Here is a 24,516-nt window from a genome sequence, read left to right on the forward strand (position 1 = left end):
CAACACAAACGTATTGGAGGTCTCAAATTAAAAAGTAATTTCGTCTCAAACCCGTCAACTTATATCAGGACGAGACATATGCAGTCTTTGGCTTTTGTATCAGATATTAAACAAAAACAGTACTAGGACTAACGCCCTGTGTTTGTTACCTTTGCAAACCCAGGCATACTTTTAAAAAAATATGAAGAGGTGCTTTGGAAATTAGTTGTAAAGAATTTACCTTTGCAAACTCATTACAGAACGGAATAAAAGATTTAATTAGTATAAAATAATATGGCTAACCATAAGTCGGCATTAAAGAGAATCAGAGCGAATAACGCTAAACGTCTTCGTAACAGATATCAGGCGAAAACTACTCGTACTTTTATCAAGAGATTAGAAAACCTTACTGATCAGGCCGAGGCGCAAGAGCTTTACAAGACAGTTTCTTCTATGCTTGACCGTCTTGCCAAGAAAAACATTATCCACAAGAGAAAAGCAGCTAACAACAAGTCAAGATTGGCTAAGTTAGTTAACGGCCTGGCCGCAGCTTAATTTTGCTGGTATAAAGTAAAAGGGAGCCTTACACTTAGTGTAAGGCTTCTTGTGTTTTTTATACTTTTCAAAATTGCTGGTTATAAGATGGCGTCTCGTAATTACAAGTGTAAACCTGGCTCCTGAGAAGTGTACGTTTAGCCTGCCAGAGAAATTGCCTGGCTTATGCGAAAGACGAATCTGTAGTTGAAACTGTACAGCATTGCCAGTTAGGCTGGCCCATAAATCAAAGGGGCCCGGATGTATACACACCCGGGCCCCTTTGCTTTGTAAAAAGTATGTTAAGCGATACTTATTTTTATCATGTTGGTGCGCTTTTGCTCATTCATCGGCATACTAGCCGTGTTGATGAACACATCACCTTTGTTTATGTAGTTCCCCGCTAAAAGCTCCTGCTTAATATCCGCTATCGTAGCATCAGTAGACTCAAACTTATCGTAGTGGAAACCACGTACGCCCCACACCAGGTTAAGCGTGTTCAGTAGTTTGGTGTTCTCCGTAAAGATAAAGATATCAGACTTAGGGCGGTGCTTGGCCAGTTGGAAAGCAGTATAACCTGACTTGGTCATGCCGATAACTGCTCGGGCATTGGTATCGCGCGCCAGGTTACAGGCGTTTGCCACAAGGCTATCGCTAAAGAAAGTCTCGGAGTGCGGGTTAAGAATATATGTCTTGTTAAAGATGTCAGAGTGCGTCTCTACCGTTTTAATGGTAAGGCTCATACTACGGATCGTCTCGATCGGGTAAGCGCCTACAGCTGTCTCTGCACTTAGCATAAGGCAATCAGCGCCATCAATCACCGCGTTAGCAATATCGTTTGTTTCGGCGCGGGTAGGGCGGGGGTTCTCAATCATGCTCTCCATCATCTGGGTAGCAATAATTACCGGCTTAGAGGCTTTGTTTGCTTTTTCTACCAACATCTTCTGGATCATCGGCACTTTTTCCATGCCAACCTCAACGCCTAGGTCGCCGCGTGCTACCATTAGGGCATCAGCCGCATGGATGATCTCATCAATGTTTTTGATGGCCTCAGGCTTCTCTATTTTGGCTATAACACGCGTGTCTTTGCCGCGCTCACTTATAATACGCTTAATCTCCAGGATATCCTCCACTTTACGCACAAACGAAAGCGCCACCCATTCTACATCGTTATCCAGCCCGAAGTGCAGGTCGCGAATGTCTTTCTCAGTAAGCGATGGTGCAGAAACTTTTGTATCGGGAAGGTTGATGCCCTTGCGTGGCTTTACTACACCGCCATACTTCACTCGTGCTTCAATCATGCAGTCCTTATCGGTAGTAAGTACAGTCAGCTCCAGTTTGCCATCGTCAAGCAATATAGCATCGCCCTCGTTCACATCCCTGGCAAGTTCGGTATAGCTAGTGGCAAGATGGTCTGCGTTACTTACAGAGCCATCACAAAGCAGCTTTACAATTTGGCCTTCTTTAATTTCGACGCCGCCGTTCTCTACTTCGCCCACACGAATTTTCGGGCCTTGTAAATCCTGAACTAAGCACACATTGGTTTTATGGTTCTTGTTTAATTCACGCACATGCTCAATAACCTGTTGGTGTGCAGCATACTCACCATGCGAAAAGTTTAACCTAAAGGCGTCTACTCCTTCATGTACCAAGGCTACTAAACGGTCATAAGAATTGCAGGCAGGGCCTACTGTGGCAAGAATCTTTGTTTTGTTAAATGAAATTTCCATGTTTAGAAAAGTAGATTCTCCTTAAATTTAAGTGTAAGTGGATCGAATTTTTTTACGTACTGCACCAGCGGGGTTTTGAGAATCTTGTTAATAAACTCCTGCGGGTAAAGTTGCTGCATAGCACCTGCAATTTGTATCACATAATCATACTCTTTTATATCCGGTAACAGAAAAGGCTTTTTCAGCGTTGTAGCAACCAAGGCTTTATTACGGAATAATCGAATTATTGTGTGGTCGGTAATGTACTGATAATTTGAGATAATCAGGCGGTCTTTCCCAAAAAGGTCATAACATAGGTCCTTTTGTCTGGAAAGTTGCAGATCAAACAAGTTGTTCAGAACCCAGGCTAATTTATAATCCTTTACAGGCGAGACAATGCCGTAAATGTCAAAATCATAATCGTATTCTATGTTTAAGCTCAAAGTCTTCATGGGCCCGACTTGTTTGTACCCAAAAGTAAGAACCTCTTGCAGCAAAAGCGAAGTATTAGCGTTAAAACTTTTGTTAAAGTGCTAATAGCGTAATTTTTTTTGACATTGTCTGCCTAATTATATTTCTTTGCACAGTGTTTTAATAAACTATAAGAAAAAATGTCAGAAATCGCAGAAAAAGTAAAAGCTATCATCATCGATAAGCTTGGTGTTGAAGAGTCAGAGGTTACACCGGAGGCTAGCTTCACTAACGACCTAGGCGCTGACTCACTGGATACAGTTGAGCTTATCATGGAATTCGAAAAAGAATTCAATGTGTCTATTCCAGATGATCAAGCTGAGAATATCGCTACAGTAGGTCAGGCGGTTAGCTACCTGGAAGAGCACGCAAAGTAATTTTTGCTTTAAACCTATTAGTATAAATCTCTACCTATCTATCCTCTACTAGCAGCTTATGGAGCTTAAGAGAGTTGTAGTTACTGGGCTTGGCGCACTCACGCCACTTGGAAATACTGTTTCTGAATACTGGAACGGTTTGATCAATGGCGTGAGTGGCGCAGCGCCTATAACCCGCTTTGACGCGACAAAATTCAAAACTCAGTTTGCCTGTGAAGTAAAAGGATACGACGCAGAGAAATACTTCGACCGGAAAGAAGCCCGCAAAATGGACTTGTTTTCTCAGTTTGCAATGGTAGTTGCCGATGAGGCTGTTACCGATGCAAATCTGGTCGAGGGAAATTACGACCCTGACCGCGTTGGCGTGATCTGGGGTTCTGGTATCGGCGGTTTACGCACATTCCAGGAAGAATGTGTGAACTTTGCCAACGGCGACGGAACGCCACGTTTCAACCCGTTCTTCATTCCGAAGATGATCGCTGACATCAGCGCGGGTCACATTTCTATTAAGTATGGTTTCCGTGGACCAAACTTTGTAACCGTATCTGCCTGTGCATCTGCCACAAACGCTATCCTGGACTCTTACAACTATATCCGTTTGGGTATGGCTGATGTAATTGTAACAGGTGGTTCCGAGGCTGCCGTAACAGAGGCTGGTATTGGTGGGTTTAACGCCCTGAAAGCCCTTTCTGAGCGCAACGATTCTCCTGAAACTGCTTCCCGCCCGTTTGATGCTGACCGTGATGGTTTTGTATTAGGAGAGGGTGCCGGAGCCTTGATTCTGGAAGAGTATGAGCATGCAAAAGCCCGTGGCGCAAAAATCTATGCCGAAATAATCGGCGGCGGTATGTCTGCGGATGCTTACCATATTACTGCTCCGCATCCAGAAGGATTAGGTGCCTTAAACGTAATGAAAAACGTACTGCGTGATGCTGGCATTCAGCCGGAAGACGTGGATTACATTAACGTACACGGTACTTCAACACCACTTGGCGATGTGAGCGAGGTAAAAGCGATCCAAACTGTATTCGGGGAGCATGCCTATAAGCTTAACATCAGCTCAACAAAATCAATGACCGGCCACTTACTTGGTGCTGCAGGTGCCATAGAGGCAATTGCTTCTATACTTGCCATCAAAAACAATGTGGTGCCGCCAACCATTAACCACTTTACCGACGACGAAGCATTTGATCCGAAGCTGAACTTTACGTTTAACAAGGCACAAGAGCGCGAAGTAAATGTTGCCCTGAGCAATACGTTTGGTTTTGGTGGGCATAATACATCTGTTTTATTTCGTCAATTCAAGGATTAGTGTTTGGGCCTATTAAACCAGTTCGGCGCGTTTACCATAAGCTTTTTACCAGAGACAGGGAGTTACTACGCGCTATTACTGGGATAATTGGCATCACGCCAGATAACATCCGCCTTTATAAACTTGCCTTAACGCACACCTCTTTTGCGCGCCAGAATGACGCGGGCAAACATGAGACGAACGAGCGTTTAGAATTTCTGGGCGATGCTATACTTGGTGCTGTAGTAGCTGAACATCTCTTTAACAAGTTTCCGTACGAAGACGAAGGTTTTCTGACAGAAGTACGTTCCCGAATCGTAAACCGCGAATCGCTGAACCATATTGCCCTGAAAATCGGATTAAACCTGCTGGTAAAGGTAGATACTTCTAACCACAGCATGCGCCACAAATCTGTAAATGGCAATGCTTTGGAAGCATTGGTGGGTGCAGTTTACCTGGATAAAGGCTACGACAGAACACGGCACTTTATACTTAAAAAACTGATCAGGCCACATATAGACCTGCACGGCATCTTAAATACCACCGCCAACTTCAAGAGCAAGCTTATTGAGTGGGCACAGAGGCAGAATAAAGAAATACGATTCGAGATTGTTAATCGTAAGCAACAAGGCAATACCACCGAATTCACTTCCGAAGTATACATCAACGACGAGCCTATAGCCGTAGGTGTAGGTCTTTCCAAGAAAAAAGCTGAACAGGCCGCTGCAGAAAAAGGCTTGACTGCCCTTAATATTTCCTGATTGCTGCTGCTTTGCAGTAGGCCAAATACTTAAAAGTATAACGCTGTATACTTGGCTGCTGCAGTTTAAGGAATGTATTCAGATTTACACAAGTATAGGCTTTTGCATGATGATGCTTTGAGCATGAAAACTCAAAGTATAAAGTATGGCGTAAGGCTGTAAGCAACTCTGGCGCTATGACTTGTATCGCGCTATACTGTAAAACTGAGTACCGGCATCGCAGCAACAAACCCTTCCCAATCCACACCCGAGCCAATAATTACGACTGCTACTGTAGAACAAATCTGTAGAACGCTTAACTTGCCAGCGAAAAGTTGCGTTATAAAACTCCATGAAAGAAACCAGACTACAACTGGCGGCTGCTGCGCTCAATCAAACTCCGATGGATTGGGACAACAACCTGCAAAATATAAAAGATGCCATCACAGAGGCAATCACAAATAAAACAGATATACTTTTGCTGCCTGAGCTTTGCATTACCGGTTACGGCTGCGAAGACATGTTCCTGAGCCCCTGGTTATCGGAGGTGGCATTTGAGAAATTACTGCAAATAAAAGAGTGGTGCGAAAACATCACCGTTGCTGTTGGCCTGCCCGTTTTCCTGGACCGTAAAGTATACAACACCGCCTGTGTCATCAAAAACAAAGAGATTATAGGCTTTACGGCAAAGCAGTTTCTGGCAAACGATGGCTTGCATTACGAACCGCGTTGGTTTACACCCTGGCCTGCTAACGAGGTGCAGCAGTTCGAAATGATAGGGCAAACATACGCTATCGGCGACATTGTTTATGAAGAAAGGGGTGTGAAGTATGCCTTTGAGATTTGCGAGGACGCCTGGAGGCCAAACCGCCCTGCGGAGCGCCACATGCCAAAAGGTGTTCAGCTTATACTTAACCCAAGCGCCAGCCATTTTGCTCTAAGTAAAACCGATGTACGGCACAGGCTGGTAGTAGATGCCTCAAAAAAATACCAGTGCGCTTACATGTATGCCAACCTGTTAGGTAACGAGGCGGGCCGCGTTATTTACGATGGTGAAGTGCTGATTGCGCAAAACGGAAAACTGATTCGGAGAAATGAGCTGCTGTGCTTTAAAAATGTAGACCTGGAGTGTGCAGAAGTATGTTTCTCGGATAGCCCGAAAATAGAAGAAGTAATCGAGTACCTGCCACCCATTGATGAAAACAAAGAACTGATTGCTGCCTTGAGCCTGGCATTGTTCGATTACATGCGTAAGAGCCGGAGCCGGGGTTTTGTGCTGTCGCTGAGTGGTGGTGCAGACTCCTCGTTGTGTGCCGTGGCTGTGGCAGAGATGGTGCGGCGTGGCATACATAGCCTCGGGTTGCTTGGCTTTGTTGCAAAATTGCAGATGTTCTCGTTGCGCGATGCGGCTTATATCGAGGATTTGCCTGCAGAAGAGGCGCAGAGAGAACTGGTAAGCCGCTTGCTTACCTGCGCGTACCAGGGCACCGTAAACTCCTCCGACGATACGTATACTTCTGCCAAAGAACTTGCCGACTCTATTGGAGCTAAATTTTATAACTGGACGATTGATGACGAAGTAGCGGGTTATACTTCTAAGATTGAGGCTGCCCTGGCGCGGCCTTTAACCTGGGAGCAGGACGATATTACGCTGCAAAATATACAGGCAAGAGTGCGTGCCCCGGGTATCTGGATGCTTGCCAATATCAACAATGCCTTGTTAATGGCTACCTCTAACCGAAGTGAAGCATCGGTAGGGTATGCTACCATGGATGGCGACACAGCCGGAAGTATATCACCGATTGCGGGGATTGATAAAGCCTTTATTCGCCAGTTTCTGGTTTGGATGCAGCAGGAGCTCGGGTATGTGGGCCTGCAGTATGTAAATAATTTACAGCCAACCGCAGAGTTACGCCCGGCCAAAGAAGCCCAGACAGATGAGAAAGACCTGATGCCATACCCGGTGTTAAATCAAATCGAACGGCTTGCTTTCCATGACAGGTATTCTCCAAAAGAGGTGTTTGATATACTGAATGAGCAGCAGATTGCAGCGCCTGAACAATTGCAGAACTGGATAACAAAGTTCTACAGCTTATGGTCGCGTAACCAATGGAAACGAGAACGTTATGCGCCCGCTTTCCACCTGGACGATTACAACGTGGACCCTCGAAGCTGGCTGCGTTTCCCGATTCTGAGCGGGGGCTTTAAAGAAGAATTAACTAAGCTAAACCAAATGTAAAGTATAAAAAGGCGTTGCAGGCAAAGCAGCGCCTTTTTTGCGTTATGGGTTATACTATCTCTGATTTATAACTGATTAGCAGAAACACCTGAAGCAGCTGCGGCTTTACAATTTTTTCCATACCCGATTTATTGTAACTTTGGCTGTATGAGCATCATCCTTATGAATCTGTTAAACTACATTACCTGGAACGTTGATCCGGAGATATTTAGCATAGGCCCTGTAAGCGTACGCTGGTATGGTTTGTTCTTTGCCCTGGCATTTGTGTTTGGGCAGCGCATACTTACCAAAATTTATGTAGCCGAGGGCCGCACCGAAGGCGACGTAGACGTGATCACGCTTTATATGATAATCGGTACGGTTGTAGGCGCGCGTTTAGGCCATACCTTGTTTTACTCGCCTGAGTATTACCTGAGCAACCCCATCGAGATATTGAAAATATGGGAAGGCGGACTTGCAAGCCACGGTGCCACCATTGGTATACTTTTCGCGCTTTGGCTGTTTAGCCGCAAGCAAAAGTTTGACTACCTGTGGGTGCTGGACCGTATTGTGATTGTAGTGGCGCTTGGCGGTGCCCTGATACGATTAGGTAACCTGATGAACTCCGAGATAATCGGACACCAGACTACGGTACCATGGGCGTTTTTATTTGAGCGCCTCGGCGAGAACCCTACAGTACCGCGCCACCCAACACAGCTTTACGAATCCTTAAGCGTATTTCTGCTGTTTGTGTTGCTGTACTGGCTCTGGAAGAAGTATAAAAGTGCTTTACCGAAAGGCTTGTTGTTCGGTATTTTTGTAACGGCGCTCTTTACGTTCCGCTTTTTAGTTGAGTTCCTGAAAGAGGACCAGGTGGAGAAAGAGGCGAGCATGGTGCTTAATATCGGCCAATTGCTTAGTATACCTTTGATCTTGGTTGGCTTGATCATACTATTCAGAGTATGGCAAAAACCAAAACCAGCCCTGCCTGGTGGGCGGCTAGAGGAAAGTCGCAAAGCCTAGCTTCGAAAGATTTAAAGTATAAAACGCCTCTTTACCATAACCGGTAAAGAGGCGTTTACTTTTATAAGGCGTAGCGGTATAGGTTGCCGCCTTCGCTGGTAATTACAAGCGTTTTATCATTTTCAAAAGCAACTGCCTCTGTTTGTCCGGCATCCTTTAGCACTAGCTGCTTATATGTTCCTTCGTAAAAAGATGCCGGCGAAGTATAAGCTGTAAATATATGCAGCTTACCCTTGCTTATTAAAGCTACCGTACCTGCATCTTGGCTGATGGCTGCCCCTGTTATCTCAGCCTTTATTTTGTGGCTGCCTAGCAGTTTTGCTTTGTAGGTTCCTGGCTTATCGGGTAGTTGGTATACTTTGGCGGTTGCGCCCTGGCCTCTGTCTTTAGAGATGAGGTATAGCTGGCCGCCGTGCCAGAAGACTGCCTCGCAGTCAAAGTTGCGCTCTTTTTTGGATGGAGGGAATTCCTTTTGGTCTTCGTAAGTAAAGCGAATAGCTTCGGGGCTGCCTGTGTTGCTAAGGTTTACTTTGTAGATGGCCAGTTCTTTTCGCTTGTTGTCGTTGTTGCCCGTATCGGCTATATAAATATTCCCTTCCGCATCTTTTGCCAGGTCTTCCCAATCCACATTGGGTAGCTTCAGGGTAATCGTTTGCTCTAGTTTGCCTTTGCTGTTTATTATATAAAGATTCGGTTTGTTGCCGGCATCGTTGTGCGTTGCGTATTGGCCCTTTTCGCTGATTACCGCGATACCCGAACTCTCGCTTATCTGGCTGGGTAAAGCGGCCATCTTTTGCAAACTGCCGCGGTTTACGCTTTCAGAGGTGGCTTCGGAGGCTGTAGAAAAAGTTGCGGGCCGTAAAAAGTATAGCATGGCAGCAATAGCAACTACAAAAACGATTAAAATTTTTACCATAAGCTTCATAGTTTGTGTATAAATTAAAATAAGTACAGCATACTTTACTTAACGAGAAGTAGCAACAGACGTTAAAACATTTATCCTGTAAAAGCCTGTAGCAGCTAGCATAAAGCATCGCCAGGCGCATCTAAAAACAACCAGCAACATGAAGATCAAGAAAATAAAGGAAACCTGCCTGTATGTAGAGAACCTGCAAAACAGCAAAGAATTTTATAACGGGAAGTTGGGGCTTGAGGTAATAGGGGAGGTAAAGGACCGGCACGTTTTCTTTAGAGCCGGCGAGTCGGTGCTGTTGTGTTTTATTTCGGAGGCCTCGGGCAAAGGCGGCAATTTGCCACCACACTATGGCACCGGACAACTACACCTGGCATTTGAAGTTAGTAAAACAGATTATCCTGCCTGGGCAGAAAAGATAAAAAGTGCAGGCATAACCCTGGAGCAGGAGTATGATTGGGGAGGCGGCTATTTGTCTTTCTACTTCCGCGACCCTGATAAGCACCTGCTGGAGGTGGTAATGGAGGGCATGTGGGAGCGGTGATTTGCTTTATGGTTGGAAAATATGCCTTTTAAAGCGATATTGGCGAAAACCAGTATCAGATGAAGATTAAACTTATTGCGATAGGCAAAACAGACGAGGCGTTTCTGGATGAGGGGATTGAGAAGTATCTTAAAAGACTCAAGCATTATCACCCTTTTGAGTTCACCATTATTCCGGACATAAAGCAGGGCGGCAAGTATACTGCCGATAATTTAAAAGAAGCTGAAGGAAAACTTATACTTCAGAAAATACAGGAAGGCGACCACGTTATTTTGCTGGACGAAAAAGGAAAGATGTTTACCTCTGCGGAGTACGCTGCTTTTCTTCAGAAGAAACTGAATGTAGTAAATACTAATCTCGTGTTTGTTATTGGTGGTGCTTTCGGGTTTTCTGAGGCTGTATACCAAAGGGCAAACGAGAAAATAGCCCTGTCTAAAATGACTTTTTCACACCAAATGGTAAGGCTTTTCTTTATTGAGCAGCTATACCGTGGGTTTACAATATTAAGAGGCGAAAAGTACCACCACGAGTAGTGGAGGTAGGGTTTGTGATTGATAGTTTATCGGACTTGGCCATAAGGCGGCTCAGCTGGCTTATGGGTGTGGTTAGCATAGTGTCGTTTTGTTCTTCTATTTAACAAAGTAGTTGAACTGAATTGGGTACACCTGCCCATCCAGCATTACTTTTGCTTCGAAAGTATTAACTCCTTTATTTGGTGCTTTGGCTCTATAAATGTATCTAACACCATATTCTCCCTCTTCCTGCTTAACTGTATAGGCTTCTTCATTTTTGATACTTATAGATGTGTTTTTTATGTCAGTAGGATTCAGGCAAATAGAAGCCTCAAAAGGTACTGATGCTGACGCAGTATCATTGTTAAAGCTCACTGATAAGTCTTCTTTTCTGTAGTCATACTTGAAGACTTCCTTTTTTACATATCCTCTATCCTCACCTTTGGCAAGCCTATAAAAGACATCCCCATTCAATTGGCTGTTAACTAATTCTACAGAATCGCTTACCGTGTCTCTTTTTGAGTGAATTAACTTTCCACTTTCATCATAAACTGCAACAACAGAAGAGTCAGCCATCATTTCTTTTAATAATTCTTCTGATGAACCTTCATAGAACTCTACATTCCTGTTAGGCCTTAAAAGGTAAAACAAGAGTAGCGACAAAAGTCCGACAATGACGAGCCCAATTATTCCCTTCTTCATTAATTATCTATATGTGCCAACGGTACTCGTACATGAGGTGAGCGAGGCGTAGCCGAAGCTCTGCTCATGTGCTGTGTTGCCAGAAGTTATTCTATATTTTATTCTTTAACAATCCGTATAAAAGTATCACAATAGTAGCACAAAAAGCAATGATGAATAGGTGTGAAAAAATAAGGAACACCACATCTAAGCTTTCTTGATAAAAAGAAGTCAGTAGGTACAATGCGAGGCAAAAGCTAATAAGCAACAGAAGCCCCAAAGCTGATTTTACTACCTTTTGTATGTTCTCATTCTGCTTATTCGCAGAATTTAAGCTCAACATTAGTAGCACCGTTAGTACAGGGTGTGCAAAAATTAAGTAATCTGTAGAACTGAGTCTGTATCTGTGTCCACTTGAGCCTGCAATAAGCAGCATAAATACAATAGCAATAACATGAATTGTTATGTATCCGATGAAGCTTATTTTATAGGTTCTTTCCATTTTTCATGCTTACTCATTACTGCCAACTACTGTATAAACGTCATCGTGACGTTTAGCTGCATTATATGCGAAGGCGCTTGTACAGCAAACGAGCATTTTTCCGCACATCAGTATCAATATAGCTAAAATAAATTACAATTGTTTATCAACCAGTTGCAGCGTATCAGGATGCAATGTATGGCCGCCTTCAAAAGTATAAATGCTTGGGGAGATGCCGAGTTGGGCCATTAGCTGTTGCTTGCGCTCTAAAGCTTCCGGTGTGATGAACTCATCTTGTGTGCCGTAAACCATGGCAACGGGCAGATTAGCAAAGGCAGTTTTGCCTGCGGCAAAATCAATGTCTTCGGGGAAAGAGGCGGCCCAAAGTATAAGCCGGTGCACTTTTATGTTTTCGGTAGCAAGCCAGCGGCTAACCGTGGCGCCACCCTGCGAGAAACCCAGCACCGTTACACGTACGTTTTGGGGCAATTGCTCTAGCTGCTCCTGCAGTAACAGGTTTAGGTAAGCAGCCTGGTCCTCTATCTCAGCTAAACGATCTTCTTTGGTCATCCAGGTAGCACCAACGCGCCCCGAGAAACCATCCAGGTAAAACCTTGATAAAGCTTCCGGAGCCACTACAACAGTTTTGCCATTATCAAGGATTGCAAAGTGCCGCAGAAAGTACTTTGCCAACTGGCCGTATCCATGGCACACAATCCAAAGGTCCTGTACCTCCGGAGAGGGAATACCCAAAGTATAAAAGCGGGCAGTACGTGGTACAATAAGTTTTTGCTCCGTTATAGGCATAACGTTAATACGCTTTGGTAAGGCTTTGAAACCATAAGAAATGCGTTTTGTTGCTTAAAGCAGCGCCAGTAATTTGCAAAGCGCTACAACTCCACCGTGTAGTAGCTACTTACCTTCATGCAGGATACCAGCTTTACAGCTCTTTTACAGGTTTTCGCGGTTAAACTGGAACGGTAGCAAATCGGCTACAGACTTGAAACGGTAAAAATTGCCGTCAGGGCCTTGCAGCAGCACCGGTATTGCCTTGCCCTGCTTGTGCTCATACTCGGCCATTACCTGGCGGCAGGCACCGCATGGCATAGCAGCTAAAAAATTTGTATCGTTGCGGCGGCGGGCAGTTACGGCAAGCATTTCAATTTGCTCGTTTGGGTGGTGGGCGCTAAAGGCGAATAAGGCCGTACGCTCGGCGCAAAGCCCAGATGGGTAAGCCGCGTTTTCCTGGTTGCTGCCTTTAAACATCGTGCCATCTTCCAGCACCAGCGCTGCGCCTACCAAAAAGTTAGAGTAAGGGGCATATGCATCGCTTGCAGCTTGCTGGGCCAGTTGCATGGCCTTGCGCTCGCGCTCGTTTAGTTCTTCCGGGGCCAGCACGTCAATGCTAATATTTATAGTTAGTTCACTTGCCATTTTGTAGCGAATAGTTCAAAAAAATAGAAAAGGGTTATAAATTTAAACTAATATTCTGAGAAAACCATACTTATAGTTTGCCTTACGTGCCGTAATGTTTAAATTAAGGCAAAACAAAATGCTACTATGAAAAGAATTCTGCTGCTGGGAGCAGGCCGCTCCGCCTCATCGCTTATCGCATACTTACTTAAAAATGCGGCTACTGAGAACTGGTTTATCACCATAGGCGACATCTCTGTAGCGCACCTGCAACCGCTTTTAGCGCCGTTCAGCGTTGCAAAAGCCATTCCGTTTGATGTGCACAACCAAAAGCAGCGAGCAGAAGAGGTGGCAAAGGCAGATTTAGTTATTTCGTTGCTTCCGGCTGTTTTTCATATAGAGGTAGCGCGTGAATGCCTGCGGCAAGAGAAGAACCTTATTACAGCTAGCTATGTAACGCCCGCTTTTCTGGAGCTGCACCAGGAGGCGCAAAACAAGAACCTGACTATACTTATGGAATCTGGCCTGGACCCAGGCATTGATCATATGTCGGCGATGGCAATTATTCGGCGCATACAGGCAGAGGGAGGCAAGCTTACTTCTTTTAAATCATACACAGGCGGTTTGGTAGCGCCCGAGTTCGATACTAACCCCTGGCAGTATAAATTTACCTGGAACCCCCGCAACGTTGTACTCGCTGGGCAGGGCACAGCAAAATACATCAAAGAAGGAGAGTATAAGTATATACCGTACCACCAGCTGTTTCAGCGCACCGACGCGTTTTATGTAGATGGTTACGGCCACTTTGAAGGCTACGCCAACCGCGACTCGCTTAGCTACCGTGAGCCTTACGGACTTCTCGACATCCCCACGATGCTGCGCGGCACCCTTCGCCGCCCCGGCTACTGCGAAGCCTGGCATGCGTTCGTGCAACTTGGCCTCACCGACGATAGCTATACTTTAGAGAACTCCGAACGTATGACCTACCGCAGTTTTGTAGAAGCTTTTCTGCCGCCACCTGCTATACCCGGCGAAAGTATAGAAGAGCGCATCAGTTTATACTTAGGCATACCCGTGGAGGGCGAGGTGATGCAGAAGCTAGCTTGGTTGGGTTTATTTGAGGATACTGCTGTAGAGCTTGCCGGTGCCACGCCTGCCCAGGTGCTTGAGAAGATTCTAAAAAAGAAGTGGACACTAAGCCCGGGCGACAAAGACATGATTGTGATGCAGCACCTGTTCGAGTATGAGCTTGACGGAGAGCAACGCGAAATAACCTCTTCTTTAGTAGCTATCGGCGACGACGAAATACAAACAGCCATGGCCAAAACTGTAGGCCTGCCTGTGGGTATACTTGCTAAGCTGATGTTGCAGGGTAAGATTCCACAGAAAGGCGTTGTTATCCCTATTCATCCTGAGCTGTACGAGCCGGTACTGGAGGAGCTAAAGGAATACGGAATTGATTTTGTAGAGCAGGAGAGAAGCCTGGTAAGTTAGAAATTACTTACTCCTAAAGCGCAACTTGCACATCTTAGCTAAAGCCTTTGCAATATACAAGTGCTACGAAGGGGGCAGGCCCCTACGTAGTGGTACAGCAACCATTACTTTTGTGCCAGCTCCAGTTCGCCCATTTTGCCCTTAGCTATGGCCATTAAGCCCGCAAAAGTCAGGAAGCCGTTTAAAATCAACACTTCGAAACCGAACTCATAACCCCAAAACCATTTTACAGAGTTGTAGCTGATGATGTAAGTGAGGATAGGGGAAACAACACAGATAACCGGAACAAACCTATCGCGGACGGTGCGTTTGGTATAAAGGCCGAAGGCGTAAAGGCCAAGCAGCGGCCCGTATGTATAGCCGGCAACGGTAAACATAGTAGAGATCACGCTGGGCGAGTCCAGTACATCAAAGGCAATAACCACCAGCACCATTACTACAGAAACGCCTGCGTGTGCCCAATAGCGCTGCTGTACCCGCTCGTGCTCCGTTTTATCTTTAAAATTAAGGAAATCAACACAGAAGGAAGTGGTAAGAGCGGCAAGGGCTGAGTCGGCGGAAGCGTAGGTAATGGCGATAATACCAAGTATAAACACAATGCCCAGAAAAGCCGAGAAATGGTTCAGGGCCAGGAATGGGTACACATCGTCGCCTTTGGCTGGTAGTGCAATGCCTTTAGCCTCAGCGTAAGTATACAGCAGTACGCCAAGCGTCAGGAAGAGCATGTTTACAATAACAAGTATGATGTTGAACCAGAACATGTTTTTCTGGGCCTCTCCGATATTTTTGCAGCTCAGGTTTTTCTGCATCATGTCCTGGTCAAGCCCCGTCATTACGATGGTGATAAATGCCCCCGACAAGAATTGCTTCCAGAAATAATTGCCTGCTTTCACATCCCAAACAAAAACGTTGCCATAACTGCTTTCCTGCACCGTTGTTACAAGCCCTTGAAAGCCATAATTCAACTCTTCAGAAATAAGCCATATAGTGGTAACTACAGCAACCATCATGGCCATAGTTTGAAAAGTATCGGTCCAGATGATGGTTTTCATGCCGCCCCTGAAAGTATAAACCCAAATCAGAAGCACAGTTATGATAACCGAGACGGCAAACGGCACGCCCAGCTCATCAAAAACAGCCAATTGCAGTACGCCAGCTACTAAAAACAGGCGAATAGCAGCCAGCAGCGTGCGCGAAAGCAAGAAAAATGCAGCCCCGGTTTTATAGGACCAGAAGCCGAAGCGCTGCTCCAGGTAAGTATAAATGGAAACCAGGTTGAGGCGGTAGTACAACGGCATAAGCACCGTGGCAATAACCAGGTAACCCAGCAGGTAGCCCAGCACCATCTGCATGTAAGTAAACTGCGTAGCCTTCACCATCCCTGGTATCGAGATAAAAGTTACACCAGAGAGGGTAGTACCAATCATGCCGAAAGCCACAATGTACCACGGTGATTTGCGGTTGGCCAGGAAAAAGGTATCGGAGTCGGTTTTGCGGCTGGTAAGGTACGAGATAAGTATGAGTACGCAGAAATAGCCTGCAATTAAGCTAAGTATAAGTGTAGATGACATCGTAAATGCTGTTCGTAAGCCTGGTATAGGAACACAGGGCTGCAAAGATAGCAAAAGTATAAAGCTGTTGGCTTTTGCTTACTGCAGGTGCTTTAGCAATACAGGCTCGCCTATGGCAGGCATTTTAAGCCCTTGCAGTATACCGGCTGCCGCTATCTGCTGCACTAATCTGGCTGGTTCCCCGGGTGGCTCATCAGATAAATCGAAGGTGCCGTAGTGCATGGGGATAAAGGTGCCGCCGCGTAGGTTATTATAAGCCCGTACCGCTTCATGCGGATTCATGTGGCTTTTTGCCATCAGAAATGCCGGTTTATAAGCGCCAACAGGCATTATACAAATGTCCATCGGGCCGAGCAAGTCCGCAATTTCTTCAAAGTGCGGGCCTATAGCTGAGTCTCCGGCAAAGTATAAACTTAACTCAGGAGTCTTAAGCACAAAGCTGCCCCACAGCATTTTATTCATATCGGCTAAGCCACGGCGGTGCCAATGCATAGCCGGCATAAAGTATACTTCTACTGCATCAGGCACCAGGTCATACTTTTGGTACCAGCCAGCTTCCTGGTAAGGCAAATGCGGACAGGTGTTGCGCAGAATTTTTCCTACCTCCAGCGGGGCCAGCGCTTTTAGCTGTGGGTTATGCTTAACAATGGTTTTGATAGACTGTTGATCCAGGTGGTCGCGGTGGGCGTGCGAGAGCAGCAGGAAATCCAGGTTTTGAAGTTGCTCGGGCTGGCAAGGCAGTTCTGTTCTGCGCTGAACCATGGGCAAACTGTACAGCACCGGGTCAATTATAAAACTAATTCCTTTTAAGCGGATAAAGAAACTGGCATGCCCCAGCCACACAACCATGTCCTGATCAGAGGAAATGAAATCAGCGTTTTTAAGTACGGAAGGCGTATAGTTGTCCTGCTTTTTTTCTTCGCGCTGCGGGTTTTTAGAGAGTTGCCACTTAAGCACATTACTAAATGCAGGAATATACAGCTCTTCGCCATTGGCAAATTTACCTTTGATTACCTTATTGCCCCGGTGTCCGGGCTTTATCGTTTCAAGGCGTTCGTTTTTGAGGTGGCGGATGCGCTTATTATGCTGCTGCAAATTTTCTCTCATGTTGGTGTTTTACCCTTAAACGTCCAATTTAGTTAATTAGCTTGCATTTTTCCAGAAAGTATACTTTGTAAGAACCCATAAAAAAGGCGCTTCCCCGCCAAACGGAGAAGCGCCTTTTTTATAGTGTGCCTGCTGTTAGTACCCTACGCCAAAGCTGTTGTAGTTGCCAAAGCCTGGCCCGTAAAACGACGAATTATAAGGCGAAGCACCATCGGTATACCTGATAGCGCCTGATACTGTGAAGTGTTCTGTTATTTTGTACGTAGCTCTGAAATCGGCACCCATGCGGCCGGGGCTGTAAAGGTTGTAGTTCAGGTTATTGGCTGGTACATTCGAGAAATCTTTCCAGATGTTGCCGCTAAGTATAAGCCTGTCGCTGGCCAGGTAATCTACGCCAACGCTGGCAATATAGTGGCTACCGCCGTTGTTGCGGTAAACTACTGTGTTGCCCTCTGGGTTTACCATACTTGTGCTGTAAGGCATGGTATTGATATACGTAAGGCTGGTGTTTACCCGGAAGCGGTTGCTAACCTGATAACGTACCGACGGCTCTAAGTAAGTTGCGCTGCCAAACCCGCTGCTAAAGCTGGCTCCTGCCGATAAGCTGTAGCTAAGTTTAGGGCCTGCCCAGGCCGGTTTGGCTTTAAGCTCAGTTTCCGGGGTTACCGTTGCGGCAGTTGGCGTGGCAGTAGTAGTTGGTACCGGTGCGGCGTCCAGGCTGGGCTTTACGTCCTGCGCTGCAACCTGTCCTGCCCAAAGTAAGCTAACTGCCAGTATGGTTCTAAGTATATTTTTCACGTGAAATCTCTGAAGTATAAATCTTTATACTAAGTTACGGCGATACAAGTTCAAAAGCAAAAACGAACAGCTCCACACTTTGTTGTACAACTGCTTACTTTGCCTTTGCGCCCAGCCATGCCGTGCGGTAGGCTTGCATCTCCGGTGTCAGTTCCTTGTTTATACTTTCGTAAGGTACCAGCTCCAGCGTCAGGTTTTCCTCCAGCGCAAGGTTTGTGCTGCGGGTCTGGCCATGGCGCGTAAAGGTTACTGCTACTGTATCGCCCACTTTGTGCTTGCCTAGCACTTTATCCAGGTCTTTTTCAGATTTTAGCTTGCGTCCGTCTATAGTTAAGATCACATCGCCACGGTCCAGGCCGGCTTTGTAGGCTGCAGAGGTTACATAAGTGCCATTGCTGATAGTGGCTCCGTCTTTTGCGTATTTAAGCGAAACAAGGCCTAGCGTAGCTTTGTTTGGCTTGGCTTTTCTGAGTTCTAAACCTGCCTTAGCCAAAAGCGGGGCAAAGTCTGGTAACTGGCTGCCGTAAATGCTGTTTTTAAAGAATTGGCTGGCAAATGCTTTATCCCCGGATACTTCTGCTAAAGTCTCTTCCAGGTCGGCTAAAGTATAAGGCTTTTCTGGTTGGCCATACTTGCGCCATAGTGCCTGCATATAATCATCGAGGGTTTTGCTGTACTGCTGGCGTAGTGTCATGTCTAAACCTAAGCCTGTAACCAGGCCATAAGTATAATAAGAGATAAAGGTGTTGTGGCGGTTTACGGGATCTACAGAGCGTGCCGCATCTACAAAGGGTGCCTGCTGGCTCATCTCCATAAGGCTATGGTACTGCCTTCCCGGGGAAAGCAGCACGTAGTTTAAGTCGCCTGCTAAGTCTGCTGCATATTTCTTTGCATCAATAATGCCGCTGCGCGCCATGGTCAGGTCGCCGTAGTAGCTGGTAAAGCCTTCTGCCAGCCACAGCGCCTCACTCATGTTCGCCTCCTGAAAATCAAACGGCTCCAGGGTCTTAGGGCGAATGCGCTCCACGTTCCAGGCATGGAAAAGCTCGTGCGATACCGTGTTCAGCAGCGGTACCATAGCCGAAGCAAGAGGGCGGGAGCTGGTCAGTATGGTAGAGTTGCGGTGTTCCATGCCATCGCCAACAGCCTGCGGCATATAGCAACCTATAAACGTGTAGCGGCCAAAGTCGAAATCTGGTAACTGGCCAAACACGGCGCGTTGCTCTGCTACAATCTTTTTGGTCTTATCTACATACTCCTGAAACTGTGCCGGCGTGTCGTTGTGGTGCAGCGTTACCTGAACCGTTTTCTGCTTCCCGTTCTCATTTACGGTCCATTCCGCAAAATCAAAGTTGCTTAGTTCGGTGGGGCTGTCCATGAGGTACTGGAAGTTTGGAGCGTAGTAAGTGTTGCCCTGTTCCTGCTTTAGCTGCGTAGCTACTTTCCAGTTGCTGTTTTGGGGTACGTTAAAGTTCACGTAAGCTGGTGCTTCCTCAAAGCCGCGCGCATACATAAGTGTAGCCGGCGCGTTTAAGTGCGCATGCGTCTCGTCGATGCCGGCGTAGGTGCCATCAGCATGATCCGCGAACAGGGTGTAGCTAATCGTAACGCTGCCTTGCGGCTTTACGACATTCCATTGGCTTGTATTGGCTCTGTATAGCTGTAGTGGCTTGCCTTGTGCATCGGTAGCGCGTACGTTATATACATTCTTGGCAAACTCGTGCACGGCATATCTGCCTGGCGAGCTTCGTGGCATCAGCACTTGCAAGGTATCTGTGTTAACGCCGGTAAATGTTACCTGTACCTCTGCCTCGTGGTGCACCGCATTCGGGAACGATAGTTTATAGTCTACTTTCTGCTGGGCCAGCGCTGGAAGGGCTGTAAGGCCTAAGGCAAGGCTTAGCAAGGTTAGCTTTATACTTTTCATTAAATGGAGTTTATACTTTGAAATTTAAATATAGGAATTGTAAAGTATGGGAGCAAGGGAGCTATGCTGTAGTTTTAGCTGTTACAAGAGTTAGCCTTTTTCTGCCTTCCGGAAAGGAGTTTTGGTAGCGTGGAGCAAAGGCTTAAGCTCGTTTCCCTCAAGTTTTTTGTGATAGGTTAACTCTCTCAAACACCTTCGCCTGCACAAAACCACCGTAAAACGGTCGAGTAGCTATCTCTCGGAAATCCAGTTCCTGAAAATGCCTGCTATAATCCGGGAGTTTTTTAGCCTCTACGCCACTCACAGCACCAAAGAAAGTATACATGCCAAAGGTCAGAACTTTTTGCCACCAAGGCGCCGGCTGTTGTACAGGCCAGAAATCGGCAAAAAGCCACCGGCCCTCTGGTGTAAGGGCAGCAGAGAGTTTTTGCATGAGTTGCTGCAGCCGTTTTGGCGGGAAGAGATCTAGCAGAAAAGGGGTGATAACACAATCAAAGTGCTCGTGGGGTTGTAAAGCGGCTTCGGTGCCCAAGCGGAAAGTAATCTGGCAAGCGTGTGGTTGTGTTATACTTTTATACTTGGCTTCAGCCCGAGTAAGCATACCCGGGGCGGCCTCTAAGTATAAAACAGCCAGCTGCTTGCCTGTAAGTATAAGCTGCTCCAACAGCCAGCCGCTGCCGCCTCCTATTACAAGTACTTTGCTTTGGTCAGGTATAAAAGGCAGTAAGTGTAACTGCGCTTTCTGGAGGGCATCACCATAAATTAGGCGGGCTAAGCTATCGTAGAAAGGAGCTACACGGTTAAAGCCGCTGTCGGGGAGAGTTGGCAAGTTTGGTATTGTTTGCTACGGCAACAAAGGTAATGCTTATCTGCTATTATAGTGGTCGTCCAGGATGCCCTGTAGCTTCTCAAAGATATAATCCACCAGTTGCTTTCGAACAGATTCGGTGTTGCCCTTAAACACTTCCCTGAACTCTTCGGCTTTGCCGTCATAAAGTATTGAGACAAACATAGTGCCTACCGGCTTCTCTGGGTTTTCGGAGCCTCCTTCGCCAGCCAGGCCGGTGGTGGCAATGCTTATATCAGCATTTAATATTTTTTTCAGGCCCATTACCATCTCGTTGGTTACCTGCTGCGATTCGGCTGTGTAAAGGTCGAGCGTGTCTTTTTTTACGCCAAGCAGTTTTTGCTTTACTTCGGGCTGGTAAACAACTAAGCTGCCCTTTAATACATCGCTGCTGCCCTTGGCTTTCACAAATTCAGAGGCTAACATGCCGGCGGTGCAGCTTTCTGCAAAAGCTACGGACAGGCCGTTATCCTTTAGCCCCATCATGAGTTTAGTTAATTCTGTTTGGTTCATATAGTAAGTATACTTCTGACTATGCGTAGTAGCCTCTATTACTCTAATCTGCAGCAGCAGGTTTTATCCAAGTGGGTAAGCATCTATCACAGTATATACAGGGTGAGGCGATGCCAACTCCGACTGCCACAGCGCGATTCCGTTTACGTGCAGCTCCAGCGGCTCCTCTGAGGTGATAACAGGTAAATCTTTAGGAGCGGGCTTATCTTTCCGGAAGCGGGCCAGCGTAACATGGGGCAAAGGCTTTAAAACGGGGTTAGGCTGATCAGAAAGTTTAAGGGTTAATTGTTTGCTCAGGCTTTCGAATGCGGCATCTGGCTCAAACCTGGCCCAGATTAAACGTGGTTTGCGCTGGTGCGGGCCAGGCTCAGTTTGTGCATAGCGCAGGGTAAATGGCTGGTGGTGTTTTGCAATTTCCTCAACCACCTGTTTAATGCTTTCCAGCTGCGCTAGCGGTACATTGCCAATAAAATAAAGTGTAAGGTGCAGGTTCTGTTTTGGGATAAACTTTGTGTGTGAATGTTCGAAAGCCTGAAGCTGCTCCTGCAGCTTTTCTTTAAGAGCCTCTGGCAAAATAGCCGCCAAAAACAACCTGATTGTGTCTTTCATAGTTTTATACTTACTTCCGGTTAATGATTTACGTAGGTGAAGTAATGTTGTAGCGCCCCAGGAGCAAAGGGGTTAACCAGATTCGATAATTATGTTTTCACGAGTCTATAAAAGACTGGTGGCAGCCTCGGCGCTGTTTACCATTGAGCTTTTAATTATTTGGGCACTCTTCCTGATATGCATTATTGTGTTCCTGTACTTGAGCAGCGCAATACTGGCAGGGGGAACCCTAGGTGTAGACGAGGCGGCCTTTAACTTTGCAAAAGACATATCCAGCCCAGCCTTTAGCAGCTTTATTCAGTTTATTACATTTTTTGCCTCACGGCACTTTCTCACACCGGCCGCGCTGCTTTTAGTTGCCTACTTTCTTTTTATACGCAAGCACCGCTGGTACTCGCTTAAGGTGCCGGTGGTGGCTTTAGGTAGTATAACGCTAAATGTTGTGCTTAAATACTTTTTCGACAGGCCACGCCCCATGATGCCTTTGGTAGAAGCATCCGGGCTCAGTTTCCCGAGCGGGCACTCTATGGTGGCGGCCTCTTTTTATGGGTTGTTGATTTACCTGGTGTGGCACAACGTTAAAAGTATAGCCTGGCGAAACAGCATTATAGCTTTGCTGGTGGTGTTTGTCTTTTTCATAGGCTTTAGCAGGGTATACTTGCGGGTGCATTATGCAACCGATGTAATGGCCGGTTTTGCTGCCGGTTTCCTGTGGGTGGTGATAGGCATTAGTACCCTGCGCAGGATCGAGCGTATCTCTAAAAAGGAAATAGACCCTGTAGTGGAAGAAGAACCTGTAACCTGAGATAAATATTTTTCATTCAATATATTGCAGATTAAAATTAGTGTTGTAATTTTGTCATCCCAATGAACAAGGGTTAAAGGGTTTTGGGAAATTAATTTAGTGACCAGCGCGCACGTGGCGAAACTGGTAGACGTGCAGGTCTCAGAAGCCTGTGCCTTCGGGTGTGGGAGTTCGAATCTCCCCGTGCGCACACTATCTTAAAACAGAACGCCAGCTTCACACGAGGCTGGCGTTCTGTTTTTTTTTTCTTCTCTGGTAATTCCCTGTTCAAAAAGTAAGTACAGGCTCTGTGGCCTGACGGAAGTATAAAAATACTTTGCCATCAGTAATAAACAGTCCACTTGCCACTTTGCTGACTGCTTTTGTAATAGCGCAGCAACCACCGCTGTTTTTGCGGTAAGTCATCTTTTACTACCAGTACGGTTGGCTCCTGAAGCAGCTGGTTCAATCTCCTTCTATCCTCTGGCTTTTTAACATCCAGTAGACTTTCTCGCCATTTCTCATCGTTCTCAAACTGAATTTCCCTGTCTAAATGCCTGGACTCTTCTTTGATGGAAATGATGTTTTTGTTCAGCTCAAAAGCCAGCGAAGGCAGCAGGTTATCATACACCAGCACAGGCCGGTTTTGCAACTGCTCGCTTTGGATAATGTGTGCAATAGGTCGGCTACCTTTTATTAAGTGTGGGTTGCTGCCCATCAGGTGCGTAGCGTAAGGCAGCAAAAGCAGCATGAAAGCTAACGCACTTGCAAGCAATTTTGCAAGTGAAGAAACTGGGCGTTTCCAAAGTATAAGCAACACAACCAGCATCAAGACCGGAAGGAGCAGGGCCAGGTAAGGCAGCGAGATACCAACAGGCACAAGTGGCGCTACTAGTAAGGCAAAGGCCAGCACCACAAAGTATAACATGCTGGCACGGGTAACCTTAGCAACGACATCAGGAGCCAACTGGCAAAGCAACCACGATGTCAGCAGCGCCTGGCCAGCAAAAAGGGGAAGTATGTAAAGTATAAGTTTAGAGCCTGAAAAAGAGAAAAACACCAGCGGCACCAGTATCCAAAGTATAAACAGGCGCTTTAGCTGTTTCGGCAACTCTTTCAGCTTTCTGAAATAGATCAAAAGTATAGCAGCCCAGGGCAAACTTAGCGCGGGGGCCAGCACCAGGTAAAACCACCAGGGCTTCGACCGCCCGAATGTCTCGGGGTTGGCATAGCGCTGCACCGTGTGCTTAAACAGGAAATAATCGACAAAGGCAGGGTTTTGCAGCATGAGATACACATACCACGAAGCACCAACCACCAGAAACAGCAGCAGCGCCGGCAAATGGTGCCAGTACGAAGCTCGTTTTATGCGTTCGGTTTGCGGCCATCTGAATGCAATGGCCACGAGTACCGGAAATATTAACCCTACAGGTCCTTTGGTAAGGAAGGCCAGCGCCAGCAGCAGGTAAAAGAAGTATAGCCAGCCAGGCGCAGCGTCTTTTTTATACTTTACCCAGCACCAGATAGCGGCCAACTCAAATGTAGTCAGAAAAGAGTCGGTGGTGAGGTTGCGGGCCGATAATACCACGGCTGGTATGGTGATGTATACTATGGCGGCTATCAAGGCCTGCTTGTTGTTGCCAAAAAGTTCTTTGCCTATAAGGAACACAAGCCACACCTGCAGTATAAGCGAAATTTGCAGAAAGAACCTGGCTCCAAATGCAGTTGGCCCGAACAGCTCCATCCCGAAAGCAGAAATAACATAGGTAACCAAAGGCTTATGGAAGTGCTGTATTTCGAGCAAACGCGGATGCAGATAATCACCAGTAAGCCACATTTCGCGGCTAATTTCGGCGTAACGGGCTTCGCTGGTTTCTACCACGCCCCAGCCACCCAGGTTGTAGAGCAGCACCACAGACAAAATAAGCAGGAGCCAGAACAGCAGGCGGTTACTGTTCTGCATATTGGTTAGTAGCATGT

24 protein-coding genes and 1 tRNA gene are annotated in these 24,516 nt (G+C 46.4%); 11 read left to right on the forward strand and 14 right to left on the reverse strand.

The genetic code is table 11. The annotated features are described in order from the left end of the window. The first annotated feature begins 273 nt into the window (after positions 1–273). The gene (rpsT, locus tag Q1A23_RS02150) at positions 274–534 is read left to right on the forward strand and encodes a 30S ribosomal protein S20 (protein ID WP_299818848.1); all 261 of its coding nucleotides are present in this window, start codon (positions 274–276) and stop codon (positions 532–534) included. A gap of 281 nt (positions 535–815) precedes the next feature. Here the strand turns inward: rpsT and pyk are convergent, their stop codons facing one another. Then, positions 816–2,243, reverse strand: a complete 1,428-nt coding sequence (gene pyk / locus Q1A23_RS02155) for a pyruvate kinase (protein WP_299818851.1) — start codon at positions 2,241–2,243, stop codon at positions 816–818. A 2-nt stretch (positions 2,244–2,245) separates the two neighbouring features. Continuing rightward, positions 2,246–2,674, reverse strand: coding sequence for an IPExxxVDY family protein (locus Q1A23_RS02160; RefSeq protein ID WP_299818854.1), 429 nt, complete (start codon positions 2,672–2,674; stop codon positions 2,246–2,248). Positions 2,675–2,833: 159 nt separating this feature from the next. Between Q1A23_RS02160 and Q1A23_RS02165 the strand changes: the two genes are divergently transcribed. The 5 genes from Q1A23_RS02165 (at position 2,834) to lgt (ending at position 8,342) form a co-directional block, all read left to right on the forward strand. Beyond that, a complete protein-coding gene (locus tag Q1A23_RS02165) occupies positions 2,834–3,070 on the forward strand; it encodes an acyl carrier protein (protein WP_018477241.1) in 237 nt (78 codons plus the stop codon). Positions 3,071–3,128: 58 nt separating this feature from the next. Beyond that, complete coding sequence (gene fabF / locus Q1A23_RS02170) at positions 3,129–4,382, forward strand: beta-ketoacyl-ACP synthase II (RefSeq protein WP_299818858.1); 1,254 nt, start codon at positions 3,129–3,131, stop codon at positions 4,380–4,382. Continuing rightward, a complete protein-coding gene (rnc, locus tag Q1A23_RS02175; RefSeq protein ID WP_299818861.1) occupies positions 4,382–5,122 on the forward strand; it encodes a ribonuclease III in 741 nt (246 codons plus the stop codon). The genes fabF and rnc overlap by 1 nt, the downstream gene beginning before the upstream one ends. 331 nt (positions 5,123–5,453) lie before the next feature. Continuing rightward, on the forward strand, positions 5,454–7,340 hold the full coding sequence (gene nadE, locus Q1A23_RS02180; protein WP_299818864.1) for an NAD(+) synthase: 1,887 nt from the start codon (positions 5,454–5,456) through the stop codon (positions 7,338–7,340). A gap of 147 nt (positions 7,341–7,487) precedes the next feature. Next, positions 7,488–8,342 (forward strand): prolipoprotein diacylglyceryl transferase, encoded by an 855-nt coding sequence (gene lgt, locus Q1A23_RS02185; RefSeq protein WP_363322013.1) that lies wholly within the window; start codon positions 7,488–7,490, stop codon positions 8,340–8,342. A 61-nt stretch (positions 8,343–8,403) separates the two neighbouring features. On the opposite strand, the gene Q1A23_RS02190 is transcribed toward lgt, so the two are convergent. Continuing rightward, positions 8,404–9,258 carry a hypothetical protein gene (locus tag Q1A23_RS02190; protein WP_299818866.1) on the reverse strand — a complete coding sequence of 285 codons (855 nt, stop codon included), beginning with the start codon at positions 9,256–9,258 and terminating at the stop codon, positions 8,404–8,406. Between the two features lie 148 nt (positions 9,259–9,406). Between Q1A23_RS02190 and Q1A23_RS02195 the strand changes: the two genes are divergently transcribed. Both Q1A23_RS02195 and rlmH read left to right on the forward strand, forming a co-directional pair. Beyond that, the gene (locus Q1A23_RS02195; RefSeq protein WP_299818869.1) at positions 9,407–9,799 is read left to right on the forward strand and encodes a VOC family protein; all 393 of its coding nucleotides are present in this window, start codon (positions 9,407–9,409) and stop codon (positions 9,797–9,799) included. 59 nt (positions 9,800–9,858) lie between these two features. Continuing rightward, a complete protein-coding gene (gene rlmH, locus Q1A23_RS02200) occupies positions 9,859–10,332 on the forward strand; it encodes a 23S rRNA (pseudouridine(1915)-N(3))-methyltransferase RlmH (RefSeq protein WP_299818871.1) in 474 nt (157 codons plus the stop codon). A 96-nt stretch (positions 10,333–10,428) separates the two neighbouring features. Here the strand turns inward: rlmH and Q1A23_RS02205 are convergent, their stop codons facing one another. The 3 genes from Q1A23_RS02205 to cdd form a co-directional block, all read right to left on the reverse strand. Further along, positions 10,429–11,013 carry a hypothetical protein gene (locus Q1A23_RS02205; RefSeq protein WP_299818874.1) on the reverse strand — a complete coding sequence of 195 codons (585 nt, stop codon included), beginning with the start codon at positions 11,011–11,013 and terminating at the stop codon, positions 10,429–10,431. Positions 11,014–11,626: 613 nt separating this feature from the next. After that, complete coding sequence (locus tag Q1A23_RS02210; RefSeq protein WP_299818876.1) at positions 11,627–12,280, reverse strand: phospholipase; 654 nt, start codon at positions 12,278–12,280, stop codon at positions 11,627–11,629. A gap of 144 nt (positions 12,281–12,424) precedes the next feature. Further along, complete coding sequence (gene cdd / locus Q1A23_RS02215) at positions 12,425–12,907, reverse strand: cytidine deaminase (RefSeq protein WP_299818879.1); 483 nt, start codon at positions 12,905–12,907, stop codon at positions 12,425–12,427. A gap of 126 nt (positions 12,908–13,033) precedes the next feature. Here cdd and Q1A23_RS02220 point away from each other — a divergent pair, with 126 nt between their 5' ends. Continuing rightward, positions 13,034–14,380, forward strand: coding sequence for a saccharopine dehydrogenase C-terminal domain-containing protein (locus tag Q1A23_RS02220; protein ID WP_299818882.1), 1,347 nt, complete (start codon positions 13,034–13,036; stop codon positions 14,378–14,380). A gap of 104 nt (positions 14,381–14,484) precedes the next feature. On the opposite strand, the gene Q1A23_RS02225 is transcribed toward Q1A23_RS02220, so the two are convergent. The 7 genes from Q1A23_RS02225 to thpR form a co-directional block, all read right to left on the reverse strand. Beyond that, complete coding sequence (locus Q1A23_RS02225; RefSeq protein ID WP_299818885.1) at positions 14,485–15,951, reverse strand: sodium:solute symporter; 1,467 nt, start codon at positions 15,949–15,951, stop codon at positions 14,485–14,487. Positions 15,952–16,029: 78 nt separating this feature from the next. Further along, positions 16,030–17,058, reverse strand: coding sequence for an MBL fold metallo-hydrolase (locus Q1A23_RS02230; protein WP_299818888.1), 1,029 nt, complete (start codon positions 17,056–17,058; stop codon positions 16,030–16,032). Between the two features lie 135 nt (positions 17,059–17,193). Continuing rightward, the gene (locus tag Q1A23_RS02235; RefSeq protein WP_299818892.1) at positions 17,194–17,856 is read right to left on the reverse strand and encodes a hypothetical protein; all 663 of its coding nucleotides are present in this window, start codon (positions 17,854–17,856) and stop codon (positions 17,194–17,196) included. Between the two features lie 94 nt (positions 17,857–17,950). Next, positions 17,951–19,783 carry a PDZ domain-containing protein gene (locus Q1A23_RS02240; RefSeq protein WP_299818895.1) on the reverse strand — a complete coding sequence of 611 codons (1,833 nt, stop codon included), beginning with the start codon at positions 19,781–19,783 and terminating at the stop codon, positions 17,951–17,953. Between the two features lie 157 nt (positions 19,784–19,940). Further along, positions 19,941–20,612: a class I SAM-dependent methyltransferase gene (locus Q1A23_RS02245; RefSeq protein ID WP_299818898.1), complete on the reverse strand. Its 672-nt coding sequence runs from the start codon at positions 20,610–20,612 to the stop codon at positions 19,941–19,943. A gap of 36 nt (positions 20,613–20,648) precedes the next feature. Next, positions 20,649–21,143, reverse strand: coding sequence for a CinA family protein (locus tag Q1A23_RS02250; protein ID WP_299818901.1), 495 nt, complete (start codon positions 21,141–21,143; stop codon positions 20,649–20,651). Between the two features lie 63 nt (positions 21,144–21,206). Then, positions 21,207–21,752: an RNA 2',3'-cyclic phosphodiesterase gene (gene thpR / locus Q1A23_RS02255; RefSeq protein ID WP_299818905.1), complete on the reverse strand. Its 546-nt coding sequence runs from the start codon at positions 21,750–21,752 to the stop codon at positions 21,207–21,209. 91 nt (positions 21,753–21,843) lie between these two features. Between thpR and Q1A23_RS02260 the strand changes: the two genes are divergently transcribed. Next, positions 21,844–22,557 carry a phosphatase PAP2 family protein gene (locus Q1A23_RS02260; RefSeq protein WP_299818908.1) on the forward strand — a complete coding sequence of 238 codons (714 nt, stop codon included), beginning with the start codon at positions 21,844–21,846 and terminating at the stop codon, positions 22,555–22,557. A 108-nt stretch (positions 22,558–22,665) separates the two neighbouring features. Beyond that, positions 22,666–22,747 (forward strand) — tRNA-Leu (locus Q1A23_RS02265). Between the two features lie 132 nt (positions 22,748–22,879). Here Q1A23_RS02265 and Q1A23_RS02270 read toward each other — a convergent pair. After that, on the reverse strand, positions 22,880–24,514 hold the full coding sequence (locus Q1A23_RS02270; RefSeq protein ID WP_299818911.1) for a glycosyltransferase family 39 protein: 1,635 nt from the start codon (positions 24,512–24,514) through the stop codon (positions 22,880–22,882). Positions 24,515–24,516 lie beyond the last annotated feature (2 nt).

It is taken from the genome of uncultured Pontibacter sp., assembly GCF_947492645.1.
GTDB lineage: Bacteria > Bacteroidota > Bacteroidia > Cytophagales > Hymenobacteraceae > Pontibacter.